This is a genomic window from Planomonospora parontospora, from assembly GCA_014647935.1.
Taxonomy (GTDB): domain Bacteria; phylum Actinomycetota; class Actinomycetes; order Streptosporangiales; family Streptosporangiaceae; genus Planomonospora; species Planomonospora parontospora.
This window is the reverse complement of sequence record BMQD01000034.1, coordinates 1-15452: the sequence shown is the minus strand read 5'-3', so window position 1 is coordinate 15452 and position 15452 is coordinate 1. Positions and strand designations below refer to the sequence as shown.

Sequence of the window (15452 nt, the reverse complement as noted above, 5' to 3'; positions counted from 1 at the left end):
GCCGGAAGTGTTGTCCGCCGCGCACAGCCCGCGCTCCGGACCGGTGACGAATCGTTGACCGCCCGGCTACGAAAAGGGATCATCCCGACATGCACCGTGGTCCCGGCACGGAAGCGCCCGCCACCGCGGCCTCCACCGCGCCCATCACCGCACCTACCACTGCGCCCACCATTGAGGCGGTCCGCGTCGAACGCGCGCGCATCCTCGCCGAGCTCCTCGGCGACCTGGACCGGCTGGCCGGCGCCGCGGTCGAGGCGATGCGCGCCGAGATCCCCGCCTACGCGGCCCGGGACGGCGCGTTCTGCGCCGACGTGCGGGAGCAGGTGGCCCGGCACTACCGCAGCAAGCTGGCCGTCCTGCTCGCCGACCGCACGGTGACGCCCGGGGACGTCGCCTTCACCCGCCGGGCGGCGCTGCGGCGGGCGCGGGCCGGGGTGGCCCTGGCCGACTACATCAACGCCTTCCGCGTGGGCCAGCAGGTCTTCTGGGAATCGGTGATCGAGCGCGCCGGCGCCTCCCCGGCCGGTCACGACGCGGCGCTCTCACTGGCCGCCCCGCTGATGCGCTACTGCGACTTCGCCAGCACGCACGCGGCCAACGCGTACATGGAGTTCCAGCAGTACGCCGCCGCCGAGGCGGTGCGCGAGAGCAGGGACCTGCTGGAGACGCTCCTGGCCGGGGACGCGCCCACCCGCGGCCGGCGGCTCTCCGCGGCCCAGGCCCACGGCCTGGGGCCGGACGCCTGCGTGCCGCTGCTCGTGGTGGTCGCGGTCCTGCTCCCCCGGTCCTGCGGGGCCGGTGGGCAGGACGCCGTTCCGACCGGCCCGGACCGCGGCGCCGACGCGCGGCACGCGGCGTGCGCGGCGATCGCCCGCGCCTGGGGGAACGGCGTCAGGACGCTCTCGGTCGTGCGGCACTCGGAGATCGTGGCCGTCCCCGTGCTCGGTCCGGGGACCGGTCCCGCGGAGCTGTGCGACCGGCTGCAGGCCGTACGGGAGAGCCTGCTCGGCGAGGAGATCGCCCTGGCCATGGGCGTCAGCACCGTGGTCGCCGGGACCGCCCGGATCCCGCGGGCCTACCGGGAGGCCCGCACCGCGCTGGAGCTCCTGCCCGAGGAGGGAGGGGTCGCGGCGCTGCCCAGGATCACGCCCTTCCAGTATCTGGCGCTGCGGGCCGACGACACCGCCCGGCACCTGGTGGACCCGCGGGTCTCCGCGCTCCTGGCCGAGGACCGGGCCCGCGACGGGGTGCTCACCGCCACGATCCGGGCCTTCGCCGCCGCCGACCTGAACCTGCGCGCCGCCGCGGAGCGGCTCCGGATCCATCCCAACACCGCGCAGTACCGCCTGCGGCGGATCCGCGAGCGCACCGGCCGGAACCTGCGCCGCATCGACGACCTCGTCGACCTGCTCGTCGCCATCGGGCTGCACGACTCGCTGCCGCCGGGCGCTCCCGCGAAGGAGCACCCGGGGCGGGGACGACCGGGTGCTCCCGCGTAGAAGCGCCCGGAGGAGGGGCGACCGGGTGCTCCCGCGAAGGAGCACCCGGAGCGGGGACGACCGGGCGGCCTACTTCCGGCGGACGGCGAGGAGCGCGTCGTAGGCGGGCTTGGGCGCGAGGTTCTCGTCCATGATGTTGGCCGCGCCCTCGCCCTCGAACCAGTCGGGGACCCAGGAGTGGCGGTCGGTGAAGCCCCAGACGGTGAACTCGACGCAGCGCTTGTTCGCGACGCAGGTGGAGAGCATCCGCTGGTAGTAGTCGGCCTGGGTGGCCAGTTTCTCCGCCGTCGCCGGCATCACCATGCGCACGTCGGCCTCGGTGATCGCGGCCTCCAGGCCGAGGTCGGTGAACCGGCGCATCACGCCGGCGAAGTCGCCCGGGTAGTCGTACTGGATGCCCAGGTGCCCCTGGAAGCCGATGCCGTGGATCGGCACCCGCTTGGCCTTGAGGTCCTTGACGATGCCGAGCGTGGTCTCGATCTTCTTGGCGTCCCACTCCAGGTTGTAGTCGTTGATGTAGAGCTTGGCGCGCGGGTCGGCCTGGTGCGCCCAGCGGAAGGCGTCGGCGATGTAGCCGGGGCCGAGGTGCTTGAGCCAGATGCTGTCGCGCAGCTTGCCGGTGTCGTCCACCACCTCGTTGACCACGTCCCAGGCGCGGATCTTGCCGCGGTAGCGGCCGACCTCGGTCATGATGTGGCCGCGCAGGATCTTGCGCAGTTCCTTGGCGTCGATGGCCCCGGAGTCGACGCCCTCGATCAGCCAGGCGGGGAGCTGGTTGTGCCAGACCAGGGTGTGCCCGCGCACCTGCTGCCGGTTGCGCCGGGCGTTCTCGACCACCGCGTCGGCGGCCTCCCAGTCGTACGCGCCGCGCTGGGGCTCGACCGTCTCCCACTTCATCGCGTTCTCGGCGGTGACGTGGTTGAACTCCTGGTTGAGCACCCGGCGGTAGTCGGCCTCGCCGGCGAGGGCGGTGGCGTCGACGGCCGAGCCGATGTGCACCCGGAGCGTGCGCGACAGCTCGCGCAGGTCGTCCGGGGTCCTGTCGGCGTGCGCCGGGAGGGGTGCGGCCAGCGCGAACGCGATGGCGGCCAGTCCCGACAGGAGACGTTTCATGAATGCCTCACTCGTGGTCTTCGGTGTCGATCTTGTGGCCCCCGAGGATGGTGCGACGAATCGCTGAAACTTTCGGAGATACCCCGAGATGTTTCGTGGGATGAAACGTAGATGTAACGAAGCCCCCCGTCAATGCCCCGAAATATTTCGGTCGTGTTCGCCCTGCTGGCGGGTGAAATCCCGGAGCCGGGCGGACTGTCCCGTCCCGCGCCGGGCAGGGGAGGTGGATGCGCTTCCACGCCGACCTGCACATCCACTCGAAGTACTCCCGGGCCTGCAGCCGGGACAGCGATCTGGAGCACCTCGCGTGGTGGGCCCGGCGCAAGGGCGTCACCCTGCTGGGCACCGGCGACTTCACGCACCCGGCCTGGTTCGAACACCTCCGGGAGAGTCTCGTCCCGGCGGAGCCGGGGCTGTTCCGGCTCCGTGAGGACCTGGAACGGGAGACCGCCCGCACCCTGCCCCCCGCCCTGGCCGCCGGCCCGCTCCGGTTCACCCTGTCCGTCGAGGTCGCCACGGTCTATCGCCGGGGCGGGCGCACCCGGAAGATCCACCATCTGGTGCACGTACCGGACTTCGACGCGGCGGCGGCGTTCAACCGTGCGGCCGGGCGGGCCGGGGATCTCGGCTCGGACGGGCGGCCCGTGCTCGGGATGGACTCCCGGGACCTGCTGGAGGCGACCCTGGCCTGCGGCGACGGCGCCTACCTGGTGCCCGCCCACGTCTGGACGCCGTGGTTCGGCGTGTTCGGCTCCAAGTCGGGGTTCGACACGGTCGAGGAGTGCTACGGCGACCTCTCCGGCCACGTCTTCGCGCTGGAGACCGGGCTGTCCAGCGATCCGGCCATGACCCGGCGGGTCTCCGGCCTCGACCGCCACCGGCTGGTCAGCCACTCCGACGCGCACTCCCCGCCCCGGATCGGGCGCGAGACCACGGTGTTCGAGACCGACCTGGACTACTTCGCGGTGCTGCGGGCGCTGCGGACGGGTGACGGATACGCCGGGACGGTCGAGTTCTTCCCGGAGGAGGGCCGGTACCACCTCGACGGGCACCGCAGGTGCGGGGTCCGGATGGAGCCGCGGGAGACGCGCGAGCACGGCGGGGTCTGCCCGGTGTGCGGGAAGCGGCTCACGATCGGCGTGCTGAGCCGGATCGAGGAACTGGCCGACCGCCCGCAGGACGCCCTGCCGCGGGACGCCTCCGGTTTCCGCAGTCTCGTGCCGCTGCCGGAGATCGTGGGCGAGGTCCTGGGCGTCGGCCCGCAGAGCAAGAAGGTCCTGCGGGAGATGGACGCGCTCACCGCCGCGCTCGGACCCGAGCTGGCGGTCCTGGAGGACGTGCCCGTCGGTGACATCGCGGCGCACTCCCCGCCGCTGGCGGAGGCCGTCGACCGGCTGCGCCGCGGCGAGGTCTTCCGGGACGCCGGATACGACGGCGAGTACGGCGTGATCCGGGTCCTCGGCCCCGGCGGACGGTCCGGCGGGCCGCACGGGACCGGCAGGTCGGGCGGGACCGGCAGGCCAGGCGGGTCGGGCGGGTCGGACGGGGAGTCCGCTCCCGCGCTCTTCGAGGTCGGTGAGGCCCTCTCCTCCGCCGACTGAGGCGGCGGAGGAGAGGGATCAGACCCGGGAACCGCCCAGTTCGAAGCTGGAAGGCAGGTCCGCCCGCCTGGTGATGTTCAGCTTGCGGTAGGTCCGGGTCAGGTGCTGCTCAACCGTGCTGACCGTGAGGTAGAGCTTCCCGGCTATCTCGCGGTTCGTGTAGCCGGAGGCCGCCAGGACCGCGACCCTGCGCTCGGCGTCGCTCAGGACCACGGCGGGCTCCCCCTGCTCCTGGGCCGGCGAGTCCTCGCCCCCGCCCCCGCCGTCCGACCGGGAGAGCCCCTTGACCAGGGGCTCCGCCCGGCACTCCTGAGCCACGGTCCGGGCCCGGCTGACGATCATCTCGGCGCGCCGGAACTCCCCCAGGGCGTGGTAGGCCTCGGCGAGGTCCACGAGCACCCGGGACAGCTCGTAGCGGTCCCCGGCCGACTGCAGCAGGTCTCCCGCCTGGTGGAGCAGCATCGGGCGGTGCCGCAGCTCGCCGGTGGCCGCCAGCAGCCGCATGGCCATGCCCTGGGCACGCGGCGTGGCGGGACCGCAGCGCCTGAGCTGCTCCTCGACCAGCCGGCGGGCCTCCTCCTCCCGCCCCATGCGCAGGCAGGCCTCGGCCGCCTCGACCCGCCACGGGATGAGTCCCGGCACATCGATGCCCCACTCCTCCATCAGCTCGCCGCAGAGCCGGAAATCGCGCAGCGCCAGCGCGGGGTGGTCGGTGGCCAGGCTGTACCGGCCGCGGGCGTGCAGGTAGGTCAGGCCGTAGCGCGTCTGGAACATGGCGTCGAGCACGGGACGGTCCAGCTGCGCGTGCGCGACCTCGTACCTGCCCATCGCCGCGGCGGCGACGACGAGGCTGCCCAGCGGTCCGCCCGCGGCCACGCCCCAGCTGCTGGGCGGGATGATCTCCAGCGCCGTCCGCGCGTGCTGCTCGGCGCTCGGCATGTCCCCCTGGCGGATCGCCATCTCGGCGCGGATGGCCGCCAGCCTGGCCTGCCGGCTGGGGGCGTGCCGCGAGGACGCCTCCACGCTGAACAGGTCGCACCAGGGCGCCGCCTTGTCGGGGCGCTCGCCGTACGTCAGGGCGAGCAGGGCGCTCTCCACGGTGTCCATCGACATCTCGTCCAGGCGGCAGCCGCGCAGGATCCGCTCGACCGTGTCCACCACCTTGTCCTGCGGGCCCTTGGCGAGGACCTCGGAGAGCGCGAGCGCCGTGTCCAGCCGGCGGATCGCCGCCACCGACACGATGGCGGCGTGGCCCTGCTCCGCGGTCACCGGCCGCATGTGGGACAGGAACACGGGGTGGGTCGAGCGCAGCCACGGGCGGGCGATGAGCAGCTCCGTCACCGTCTCGGGGTCCGCGGCGGCCCCGGACTCGTTCAGGTGCTCGAACACGTCCCTCGCGTCGTCGAACCTGCCGTGCCACAGCAGCGCGCGGGCGAGCACCACCGCGTCGCCTCCCCGCAGGCTGCCCCGCTGCATCGCGTCGGTCAGCTCGGCGAGATGCGCCGCGGGAGCCCCCGGGTTGATCCGCCACTCGGCCCGCACGAGCATCGTGGTGATCCTCACCCGGTCCTGCTCGTCCGTGCACTCGTGCGAGGCCAGCCGCAGGTACGCCACCGCGGACTCGACGCGGCCCTCCCGCAGCGCGCTCCTGGCCGCGTCCTCCAGGACGGGCACGACCCAGGGCCGGTCCACCCGGTCCGCCTGCAGGAGGTGGTCGGCGACGGCCGAGGCCGGCGCCCCGCCCTCATAGGCGAGTTCGGCGGCCCTGCGGTGCAGGTCCATCCTCTCCCTGGTGTCCACCTCCGCCAGTACGGCCGTGCGCGCCGCCTCGTGCCTGAACCGGCCCAGGCTGATCAGGCCCGCGGTGGTGAGGGAGCGCAGTCCCTGCGCCACGTCCCCCCGGCCGCCCCCGAGCAGCCGGTCCAGCACGTCGAGCTCGCCGAGGACCGCGAGACCGCGGGCCACCCGGACCATCCGGGGTCCGCCGCGGTGCAGGCAGGACAGCACGGCCTTGCCGTACCGGTCGCCGACGGCGGGCCCGACCGGCGCGCCGCCGGAGGAGCGCACGGAGTCCCGGTGGTCCTCCACCAGCGCCGTGATCAGCAGCGGGTTCCCGCCGCTGAACGCGTACCAGTCCTCGGAGAACCGCTCGGCCGTCTCCTGTCCCAGCTCGCGGGTGACGAACGCCGTCACCCCCGCCCGGGACAGGAGGGTGAGCGCGACCCGGCGGCAGTGGGGCTGGCGGAGCAGCTCGGTCTGGAAGAACGTCTCCGCGGAGCGGCCGTGGTCGGAGTGGCTGAAGACGACGACGATCCGCGCGAACCTGACCCGGCGTGACAGGTAGGCCAGGCAGAGCAGGGACGCGCGGTCGGCGTGGTGCACGTCGTCGACGACGATCAGCAGCGGGCAGCGCTCGGACAGCTCGAGCAGCACCATGCAGAGTGCGTGGATGATCTGGGCGTCGGCCTGCCCGAGGGTCTCCGCCTGCGGATCGCCGGACGGCATGCCGTTCATCCCGCCCGCGCCCTCGGTCAGCAGGGCCACGGCCCGCTCCCGCTCCTGCACGGTCAGCGGCGCGTCCTGGATCAGCTGCCCCAGCACGCCCAGCGGCAGGTCTCGCTCCAGGCGGGAACCCGTCGCCGTGATGGCGAGGACGCCCAGCTCGATGGCCTGTTCGGCGAAGCGGTGCAGCAGCTCGCTCTTGCCGGTCGCCACGGTGCCGCTCACCAGTGCGACCCGGCCTCTGCCCGTCGCGGCACCGGCGAGCAGCTCTTCCAGGGAGGCCAGCGCCTCGTCTCGTTCGATCAGGGCCACAGTCGGCCTCCCCCTCGTGCGGAGAAACGGTTGACGCGGATCAGAACCGCAGTTGACGGCCGGACGGGGTCCGCAGGTCCAGCTCCGCGCACGCCTTCCCCCTCGGCTTCCTGCGCCGGATGCGCCGCATGGGATCACTTCTTTCCATCATGGCCGCCCCGGAGCGGGACGACACGGAGAACGCTAGGCGGGCGCGGCTTCGGTTCGTTATCGCACCGCTATCAGCCGCGCCGGAGACTCGCCGCGCACCGCCGCCGGCGACGCTCCAGGTCCGTCAGCGCGCCGCCGCCGACCACGCGCGAGGCCCGTCATCGCGCCGCCAGCAGCCGCGCCGGAGCCGCGGCGGCCCCTGCGCTCCCCGCCGCGGGCGTGCGCCTCTGACGCGCTCTGGCGACCGCGGAGCGCACCGCCGCCAGCGAGGCCGCCTCGATCTCCTCACCGGCGCCCGCTCCCCAGACGGTCCGGCCGTCCAGCCTGCACTCGGCGTAGACGGTCACCTCCGCGCCGGGGGCCCGCCCCGGGTCCGCCCCGTGCCCCGTACGGTGCACGGCCCGCACGTCGAACCCCCAGCGGGCCAGCGCCGCGCGGACCGACTGGACGGAGTCGGCCCGCGCGGCGCCCACGTCGAACCCCGCGCCGTCGAGGTGGAGGGAGGCGGTCACCGGGTCGCCGCCGAACGCGAGCGGGACCGGCAGGCCGGAGGCCGCGAGGTACTCCCGCTCGAAGAGCTCCATGACCCGGTCCGGGGTGATCTCCCCGCCCGCCGCGTCGGCGTGCGCCTGGACCACGCCGGCGAACTCTATCTGCAGGTCGCGGGGGAGTTCGAGGCCGTGCCAGGCGCTCATGACGTAGGCCACGCCCCCCTTGCCCGACTGGCTGTTGATCCGTACGACGGCCTCGTAGGTGCGGCCGACGTCCTCGGGGGCGATCGGCAGGTAGGGCATCTCCCACGGGAGCTCCCTCCCCTCCGCCGCGGCACGCTCCTGTACGGCGAAGCCCTTCTTGATGGCGTCCTGGTGGGAGCCGGAGAAGGAGGTGTAGACCAGGTCTCCGCCGTAGGGGTGGCGCGGGTGGACGGGGATGCCGTTGCAGTCCTCCACGACCCGGCGGATCCCGTTGATGTCGGAGAAGTCGATGCCGGGGTCGACGCCCTGGGTGAACAGGTTGAGTCCCAGGGTGACCAGGCAGACGTTGCCGGCCCGTTCGCCGTTGCCGAACAGGCAGCCCTCGACGCGCTCGGCTCCCGCCAGGAGGGCGAGTTCGGTGGAGGCGACGCCCGTGCCCCGGTCGTTGTGCGGGTGGATCGACAGGCAGACGTGCTCCCGCCGGGAGAGGTTGCGGTCCAGCCACTCGATCTGGTCGGCGAACACGTTCGGCAGCGAGCGTTCGACGGTCGTCGGGAAGTTGAGGATGATCCCCCGGTCCGGCTCCGGCTGCCACACGTCCATGACCGCCTCGCAGACCTCCAGCGCGAACTCGAGCTCGGTGTCGTTGAACAGCTCGGGCGAGTACTGGAAGCCCAGGTCGCAGTCCGCCAGCGTCCGGTCGGCGTACTTCATCATCAGCCGGGTCCCCTGGACCGCGAGGTCCTTGCACTCGTCCCGGTCCATGCCGAACACCACCCGCCGGAACAGCGGCGACGTCGCGTTGTACAGGTGGATCGTGGCGCGCGGGGCGCCTTCCAGGCTCTCCACCGTGCGCCTGATCAGCTCGTCGCGGGCCTGCACGAGGACGGAGATCCGCACGTCGTCGGGGATCCTGTCCTGCTCGATCAGCACCCGGAGGAAGTCGTGGTCGTCCTGGCTGGCGACCGGGAACCCCACCTCGATCTCCTTGTAGCCCATCCCCACCAGGAGCTCGAACATGGCCAGCTTGCGGGCCGGTGACATCGGGGCGACCAGGGACTGGTTGCCGTCGCGCAGGTCGGTGGAGAGCCAGCGCGGCGCCGAGGTGACGGTCTTGCCCGGCCACGTGCGGTCAGGGAGGTTCACCGGCGGGAACGCCCGATAGCGGCTCGCCGAAGGTCTGGTGGTCTTCACTTCCGGGGTCCCTCTCTGCCGGTCTTCTGCGTCCGTCTCAGCTGTTTCGACCTCGTACTGTCGGCTCTGGCGGCCGGGGAGGCCGCAGGGCTGCTGTCGCCGCAAACGTAGGGAGGGCCGCCATCCCCTCGTTATCCGATCGCTTCCGTCCGGGCATCAGGGCGATATCAGGGCAGCTCAGACGCCCGGCCGGGCGAAGGGGCGGGTAGGGGTGCCCCGGGAGGGCCCGGCGGACGACCATGGTGGCGGGACCGTGGACGGGACCGCGAACGGGACCCGCGGACGACCCCGGCGGCGGGACCGCGGGCCCGCGCGGAGGTCGCGCATCCCCTAGCGCCCCCACCGCTGCCCTTAGCCCGGCCGGGCCACCCCGTGACATCCTTCCGGATCGTTCTGTTATGAGCGGAGCGTCCGTACGGTCCCATATGTGACCGCTAGTGAGATGCCCCGTGACCGCCCGCCCGCGAGCGGCGCCCTGCACGCGTCCCGCGCGGAGGACCACCGGGGCGGACGGCGCCGGCGGACCCGGACGGGCCCGCAGGCGCCGCCCGTGCTCCCACCCCGGAAGTCATCATGATCAAAAAAATCCTCCCCTCCTACGTGGTGTCCGTCGACACCTTCGAGGACTTCCCCGACGGGAAGCTCTTCCCCGGCGAGGAGGCCGTCGTCGGCCAGGCGGTCGAGAAACGCCGCAGGGAGTTCACGACGGCGCGGACGTGCGCCCGGAAGGCGCTGCGCATGCTCGGCAAGCCGCCGGTGGCGATCCTCCCCGGCGTGCGCGGGGAGCCCCGCTGGCCGACCGGCGTCACCGGGAGCATCACGCACTGCGCGGGATACCGCGGCGCGGTGCTCGGGGAGTCGACCCAGGTGGCGTCGATCGGAATCGACGCGGAACCGAACGAGCCGTTGCCCAACGGCGTGCTGGACGCGATAGCCCTGCCCGTGGAGAGGGAGGAGGTGGCGCGGCTGGCCCTGGCCCATCCCGAGGTGCACTGGGACCGACTGCTCTTCAGCGCCAAGGAGGCGGTGTACAAGGCGTGGTTCCCGCTGACCAACCGGTGGCTCAGCTTCGAGAACGCCTCCGTCACCGTGAACCCCCGCGACGGCTCCTTCGCCGCCCGTCTCCTCGTCGGCGGCGCGAGCGTGTACGGCGAGCCGCTCAAGGGCTTCTCCGGACGATGGCTCGCCGATCAGGGACTCCTGCTCACCGCCATCGTCGTGCCCGCGCCCGGCTCCACGCCCGGATGACGCGGCGCTCCGCCGGAGACCGTGGCTCGCGCCGAGGGAAAACGTCATAATGATCGCTACTGGCCATGTTCCTACAGACCAGGAGAAACCGTGAAGACACCAAAAAAGTGCCTCATTGGTCTTGTCGTAGGACTGGTGTTCACCCTCGCCTCCTGCGGCCTCGAACAGGCCTCGGCGGGCGCCCCTCCGGGAGAGGCGACGATCGGCGTCGGGTCGATGTACGAGCCGCAGAACCTCGACAACGCCGGCGGCGGCGGGCAGGGCGCGACCGAGGCGCTGACCGGCAACGTCTACGAGGGCCTGTTCCGGCTCACCGACGAGGGCAGGGTCGAGAACCTGCTCGCCGAGAGCCACACGGTCAGCCCCGACGGGCTCACCTACACCTTCCGGATCAGGGACGGCGTGACGTTCCACTCGGGCGCCCCCCTCACCCCCGACGACGTGGCGCACAGCATCCGGCGGGTCACCGCCGCCGCCTCCACGTCCTCGCGCAGGGGCACGCTGGACATGATCGAGAGCATCGCGGGCTCCGGCCGGGACACGGTCGTCGTCAAGCTGTCGAGCAGGTCCATCTCCTTCGTCTACAACCTGAGCCAGGTGTGGATCGTCAACGACGCGCACGAGGATCTCTCCGCCTCCGAGGACGGCACCGGCCCCTACCGGCTCGGCACCTGGAAGCGGGGGTCCTCCCTGAGCCTCGACCGGTTCGACGGCTACTGGGGCCGGAAGGCCGCCAACGCCCGGGTGGTGTTCCGCTACTTCACCGACGCGAGCGCGCTCAACAACGCGCTGCTGACGGGCGCCGTCGACGTCGTCACCGGCATGCAGAGCCCGGACGCCCTCGCGCTGTTCGACGGCGACCCCGGCTACCGGATCAGCAACGGCAAGTCGACGACCAAGCTCCTGCTGGCCTTCAACAACCGCAGGGCGCCGTTCGACAGGATGCTCGTCCGCAGGGCCGTCAGCTCCGCGATCGACGAGCGGAAGCTGCTCGACTCCATCTGGAACGGCTACGGCAGCATGATCGGATCGATGGTCCCGCCGACCGACCCGTGGTACGAGGACCTCACCCACGTGAACCCGTACGACGTGGAGCTGGCCAGGAGGCAGCTCGCCGAGGCCGGCTACCCCCGGGGCTTCACCTTCACGCTCGACACGCCCACCTACGACCCGCACCCCACGGTCGCGGCCTTCGTGAAGTCGGAGCTGGCCAAGATCGGCATCACGGTGGAGATCAACATGGTCACCGCCGACGAGTGGTACACGAAGGTGTACCGGAACCACGACTTCACCGCGACGCTGCAGGAGCACGTCAACGACCGGGACGTCCGGTGGTACGGCGACCCCGGCTTCTACTGGGGCTACGACAACCCCCAGGTCGCCCGGGAGGTGAAGCGGGCCGAGCGGGCCGGCACGGTCGAGGAGCAGACCGCGCTGCTGCGGAAGGTCGGCCGGCGGATCGCCGAGGACGCGGCCAGCAACTGGCTGTTCCTCTACCCGCAGATCGTGATCGGGTCCTCCGGCGTGTCCGGCTACCCGGTCAACGGCCTCAACGCGCAGTTCTACGTCTACGACATCGTGAAGCGCTGATCCCGCGCGATGCTCCCCTACCTGCTGCGGCGGACGCTGCTCCTGGCCGCCTCGCTGCTCCTCGCGAGCGCGGTGCTGTTCGTGCTGCTCCGGCTGCTGCCGGGCGACCCCGCCAACGCCCTGCTCTCGGTCGGGGCCACCCCGGAGCAGATCGCCGCCGTCCGGCGCGAGATCGGGTCCGACCGCCCGCTGACGGAGCAGTTCCTCTCCTGGCTCGGCCGGATGGCGGTCCTCGACCTCGGCACGTCGTTCGTCAGCGACCTCCCGGTGGGGCCGGAGATCTCCGCGCGCCTGGTCGTCACCGTGCCGCTGACCCTGCTGGCGTTCACCGTCTCCCTCCTGGTCGCGGTCCCGGTCGGCTTCGTCGCGGCCCACCGCCCCAGGAGCTGGTACGGCGCGCTGCTCAACGGCGTGTCCCAGCTCGGGGTCGCGGTGCCGGTCTTCTGGATCGGGATGCTGCTCGCCACCGTCTTCTCCCTGCACCTGCGGTGGCTGCCGGCCGGGGGGTTCCCGCAGGACGACTGGGCCGACCCGGCCGGCGCCCTCGCCTCGCTGGCGCTCCCCGTCGCCACGGTCGCGCTGGTCATGTCCGCCTCCCTGATCCGCTACGTGCGCTCCGCCGCCCTGGACGTCCTGGACAGCGACTACCTGCGGACGGCCAGGGCGCTGGGCTGCTCGCTGCCCGGGGCGATGTGGCGGCACGGTCTGCGCAACGCCGCGGTGCCCGTCGTGTCGGTCCTCGGCCTCGAACTCGCGACCACCTTCCTGGGCGCCGTCGTCGTCGAGAGCGTGTTCGCCCTGCCCGGACTCGGCAGCATGCTGGTCAGGGCGTTCGCACAGCACGACTACCCGGTGATCCAGGGCGTCCTGGTCGTCGGCACCCTCGCCGTCCTGCTGGCCGGCCTCCTCGCCGACACGGCCCAGCGGATCATCGATCCGCGGTTGCGCGACACCGCGGGCGGAGGCCGATGGTGAGCGCCCGGCGCGAACCGAAACCGATGGCGAGCGCCCGACGCGGGCGGAGGCCGATGGCGAGTGCCCCGCGCGAACGGGGTCCCGGCACGAAACGCCGGGTGCGCTCCCGCACCCTCGCCGCCGGCTGCGCCCTGGTCGGCGCGGTCGCCCTGACGGCGCTCGTCTCGCTGGTCTGGCTCCCCTACGACCCGGCCGACACCTCGGGAGGGCGGCTCGCCCCTCCCGGAGCGGCCCACCCGCTCGGCACCGACAGGCTCGGCCGGGACCTGCTGACCCAGGTGATGATCGGGGCCCGGATCGCCCTGGCGGCCGGGCTGGGGGCGACCGCGGTCGGCGGCGTGCTCGGCGTCGCCGCCGGGCTGGCCGGCGGGTTCGCCACCCGCTGGCTGGACGACGCCTTCGCGGTCCTGTCCGACATCCTGATCGCCTTTCCCGTCCTGCTCCTGGCCATGCTCATGGTCGCCGCCCGGCAGGCCTCCCTGGGCCCCGCGATCCTGGCGATCGGCCTGGCGATGTCCGTCACCGTCGCCCGGCTGACCCGGATACTGGTCAAACGGGTGCTGGCTCAGGACTTCATCACGGCGGCGCGCACCTCGGGCACGTCCTGGCCCCGGATCACGGTCGAGCACGTGCTGCCGAACATCTGGCCCACGCTCCTGGTGAGCCTGGCGCTGCACCTGGGCGTGGCCGTGCTCGCCGAGGCGACCCTCTCCTATCTGGGGCTGGGCGCGGCTCCGCCGAACGCCTCCTGGGGCCGCATGCTGCGGGAGGCCCAGACGACGGCGTTCACCGCCCCGGTCGGCGTCATCGCGCCCGGCGTGCTGCTGGCCGTACTCGTCGTCGGCGCGAACCTGGTGGCCGACGGGGTCCGGGACGTCGCGGACCCGGCCAGGAGGAGGTCATGACGGACCTGCTGGCGGTCGACGGGCTGGGCGTGCGCTCGGCGACCGGCCGCGTGCTCGTCTCCGGTCTGTCCTTCTCGATGCGCGCGGGCGACCGGCTCGGTCTCGTCGGCGAGTCGGGCTCGGGCAAGACGCTGACCGCGCTGGCGATCGCGGGCCTGCTGCCCGCCGGGATGACGGCGTCCGGCAGCGTCGTGCTGGACGTCCCCAGCCTGCCCCGGACCGAGGTCGTCGGGGCGGCGGAGCGGCGCCTGAACCGGCTGCGCGGGCGCGGCGTGACCGTCGTCTTCCAGGAACCCCTGGCCGCACTGGACCCGCTGATGCCGGTCGGCCGCCAGGTCGCCGGACCGCTCCGGCGCCGGTCGGGGCTGCGCGGCGCCGCCCTGCGCCGCGCGGTCCTCCGGGCGCTGGCCGAGGTACGGCTGGCCGACCCGGAGCGGATCGCCGGGGCCTACCCGCACGAGATCTCCGGCGGGCAGCGGCAGCGGGTCGCGATCGCGACGGCCCTCGCCTGCGAACCGGCGCTGCTGATCGCCGACGAGCCCACCTCGTCCCTCGACGTGACGGTGCAGGCCGAGGTGCTGGCGCTGCTCGGCGACCTGGTCGGCGCGCGGGGCACGGCCCTGCTGTTCATCGGCCACGACCTCGGGGTCGTCACCGGCGTCGCGGACAGGCTCCTGGTGATGAAGGACGGCGCGGCCGTCGAGTCGGGGACCGCGCGGGCCGTCACGTGCGAGCCGTCCCACCCCTACACCCGCGAGCTGGTGGCCGGCGCCCGCCGGCTCGACGACGCGCTGGGCGGGATGCTCCGGTGACCCCTCCCCTCCTGGAGGCCCGCGGTGTGGGCTTCGCGCACCGCGGCGGACCGCCCGTGCTCACCGACGTGTCCGTCTCCGTCGACGCCGGGGAGAGCGTGGCGCTGGTCGGCGAGTCCGGCGCGGGCAAGAGCACCCTGGTGCGCCTGCTGCTCGGCCTGGGCAGGCCCGGCAGCGGCCGGATCCTCTTCGAGGGAGCCGGCCTCTCCCCGCGGGACCAGCGGTTCCGGCGCGCGGTCCAGCCCGTGTTCCAGGATCCCTACTCCTCCCTCGACCCCAGGCAACGGGTGGACAGGATCGTCTCCGAGCCGCTCCGCTCGCTCGGACTGCTTCCCGGGAGGGCACGACGCGCCGAACGGGAGCACCGGGTCGCGGAGGCGCTGCACGCGGTCGGGCTGCCCGGGGAGGCCGCGCGCCGCTACCCGCACGAGTTCTCCGGCGGGCAGCGGCAGCGCATCGCCATCGCGCGTGCGATCGTCTGCCGTCCCCGGATCCTGCTGGCGGACGAACCGGTCAGCGCGCTGGACGTCTCCACCCGGGTCCGCCTCATCGACCTGCTGGCCCGGCTGCGGGAGGAGCACGGCCTGGGGATGCTGGTCGTCTCGCACGACCTCGCCGTGGTGGCGGCCCTGTGCCGGCGTGTCGCGGTGCTGGAACGCGGGCGGATCGTGGAGCAGGGGGACACCGCCGCCGTGCTCGGTTCCCCCCGCCATCCGTACACGCGGCGGCTCGTCGCCGGCGTGCCGAGACTGCCTCCCCGCGCCTGACCGGGCCACATCAGGCGCCTCGGTGTTCTCAGGCGTCCTTGATGTCGCAGAGCACCGCGCCGGAGGTCACCGTCTGCCCCACCTGCGCG

At 73.1% G+C, this 15452-nt stretch carries 11 protein-coding genes; 8 read left to right on the top strand and 3 right to left on the bottom strand.

Translation table 11 applies throughout. From position 1 onward, the window contains the following. The first annotated feature begins 89 nt into the window (after window positions 1–89). Window positions 90–1499 (top strand): PucR family transcriptional regulator, encoded by a 1410-nt coding sequence (locus tag IEZ07_RS31680; RefSeq protein WP_191898171.1) that lies wholly within the window; start codon window positions 90–92, stop codon window positions 1497–1499. A gap of 69 nt (window positions 1500–1568) precedes the next feature. Here the strand turns inward: IEZ07_RS31680 and IEZ07_RS31675 are convergent, their stop codons facing one another. Then, window positions 1569–2612 carry an endo-1,4-beta-xylanase gene (locus tag IEZ07_RS31675; protein ID WP_191898170.1) on the bottom strand — a complete coding sequence of 348 codons (1044 nt, stop codon included), beginning with the start codon at window positions 2610–2612 and terminating at the stop codon, window positions 1569–1571. A 227-nt stretch (window positions 2613–2839) separates the two neighbouring features. On the opposite strand from IEZ07_RS31675, the gene IEZ07_RS31670 reads away from it, so the two are divergent. Further along, entirely contained in the window at window positions 2840–4213 is a 1374-nt protein-coding gene (locus IEZ07_RS31670) for an endonuclease Q family protein (RefSeq protein ID WP_239321120.1), read from the top strand. Between the two features lie 18 nt (window positions 4214–4231). On the opposite strand, the gene IEZ07_RS31665 is transcribed toward IEZ07_RS31670, so the two are convergent. Next, window positions 4232–7027 carry an ATP-binding protein gene (locus tag IEZ07_RS31665; RefSeq protein ID WP_191898169.1) on the bottom strand — a complete coding sequence of 932 codons (2796 nt, stop codon included), beginning with the start codon at window positions 7025–7027 and terminating at the stop codon, window positions 4232–4234. Between the two features lie 308 nt (window positions 7028–7335). Continuing rightward, window positions 7336–9066, bottom strand: coding sequence for a 2-isopropylmalate synthase (gene leuA, locus IEZ07_RS31660; protein ID WP_191898168.1), 1731 nt, complete (start codon window positions 9064–9066; stop codon window positions 7336–7338). A 573-nt stretch (window positions 9067–9639) separates the two neighbouring features. Between leuA and IEZ07_RS31655 the strand changes: the two genes are divergently transcribed. From IEZ07_RS31655 to IEZ07_RS31630, 6 genes are all read left to right on the top strand, one after another. Beyond that, window positions 9640–10314 (top strand): 4'-phosphopantetheinyl transferase family protein, encoded by a 675-nt coding sequence (locus IEZ07_RS31655; protein ID WP_191898167.1) that lies wholly within the window; start codon window positions 9640–9642, stop codon window positions 10312–10314. Window positions 10315–10449: 135 nt separating this feature from the next. Further along, window positions 10450–11904 (top strand): ABC transporter substrate-binding protein, encoded by a 1455-nt coding sequence (locus tag IEZ07_RS31650; RefSeq protein WP_301549366.1) that lies wholly within the window; start codon window positions 10450–10452, stop codon window positions 11902–11904. 9 nt (window positions 11905–11913) lie between these two features. Beyond that, window positions 11914–12879: an ABC transporter permease gene (locus IEZ07_RS31645; protein ID WP_191898166.1), complete on the top strand. Its 966-nt coding sequence runs from the start codon at window positions 11914–11916 to the stop codon at window positions 12877–12879. 98 nt (window positions 12880–12977) lie between these two features. Then, a complete protein-coding gene (locus tag IEZ07_RS31640) occupies window positions 12978–13784 on the top strand; it encodes an ABC transporter permease (protein WP_239321114.1) in 807 nt (268 codons plus the stop codon). Beyond that, entirely contained in the window at window positions 13781–14596 is an 816-nt protein-coding gene (locus tag IEZ07_RS31635; protein ID WP_191898164.1) for an ATP-binding cassette domain-containing protein, read from the top strand. Before IEZ07_RS31640 ends, IEZ07_RS31635 begins: the two co-directional genes overlap by 4 nt. Continuing rightward, window positions 14593–15363 carry an ABC transporter ATP-binding protein gene (locus IEZ07_RS31630; RefSeq protein ID WP_191898163.1) on the top strand — a complete coding sequence of 257 codons (771 nt, stop codon included), beginning with the start codon at window positions 14593–14595 and terminating at the stop codon, window positions 15361–15363. Before IEZ07_RS31635 ends, IEZ07_RS31630 begins: the two co-directional genes overlap by 4 nt. Window positions 15364–15452: the final 89 nt, after the last annotated feature.

Coding starts and splice junctions, on each gene's coding strand:
- IEZ07_RS31645 (WP_191898166.1), top strand. CDS start 11,914: ATGCTCCCCTACCTGCTGCGGCGGACGCTGCTCCTGGCCGCCTCGCTG.
- IEZ07_RS31680 (WP_191898171.1), top strand. CDS start 90: ATGCACCGTGGTCCCGGCACGGAAGCGCCCGCCACCGCGGCCTCCACC.
- IEZ07_RS31670 (WP_239321120.1), top strand. CDS start 2,840: ATGCGCTTCCACGCCGACCTGCACATCCACTCGAAGTACTCCCGGGCC.
- IEZ07_RS31675 (WP_191898170.1), bottom strand. CDS start 2,612: ATGAAACGTCTCCTGTCGGGACTGGCCGCCATCGCGTTCGCGCTGGCC.
- IEZ07_RS31635 (WP_191898164.1), top strand. CDS start 13,781: ATGACGGACCTGCTGGCGGTCGACGGGCTGGGCGTGCGCTCGGCGACC.
- IEZ07_RS31655 (WP_191898167.1), top strand. CDS start 9,640: ATGATCAAAAAAATCCTCCCCTCCTACGTGGTGTCCGTCGACACCTTC.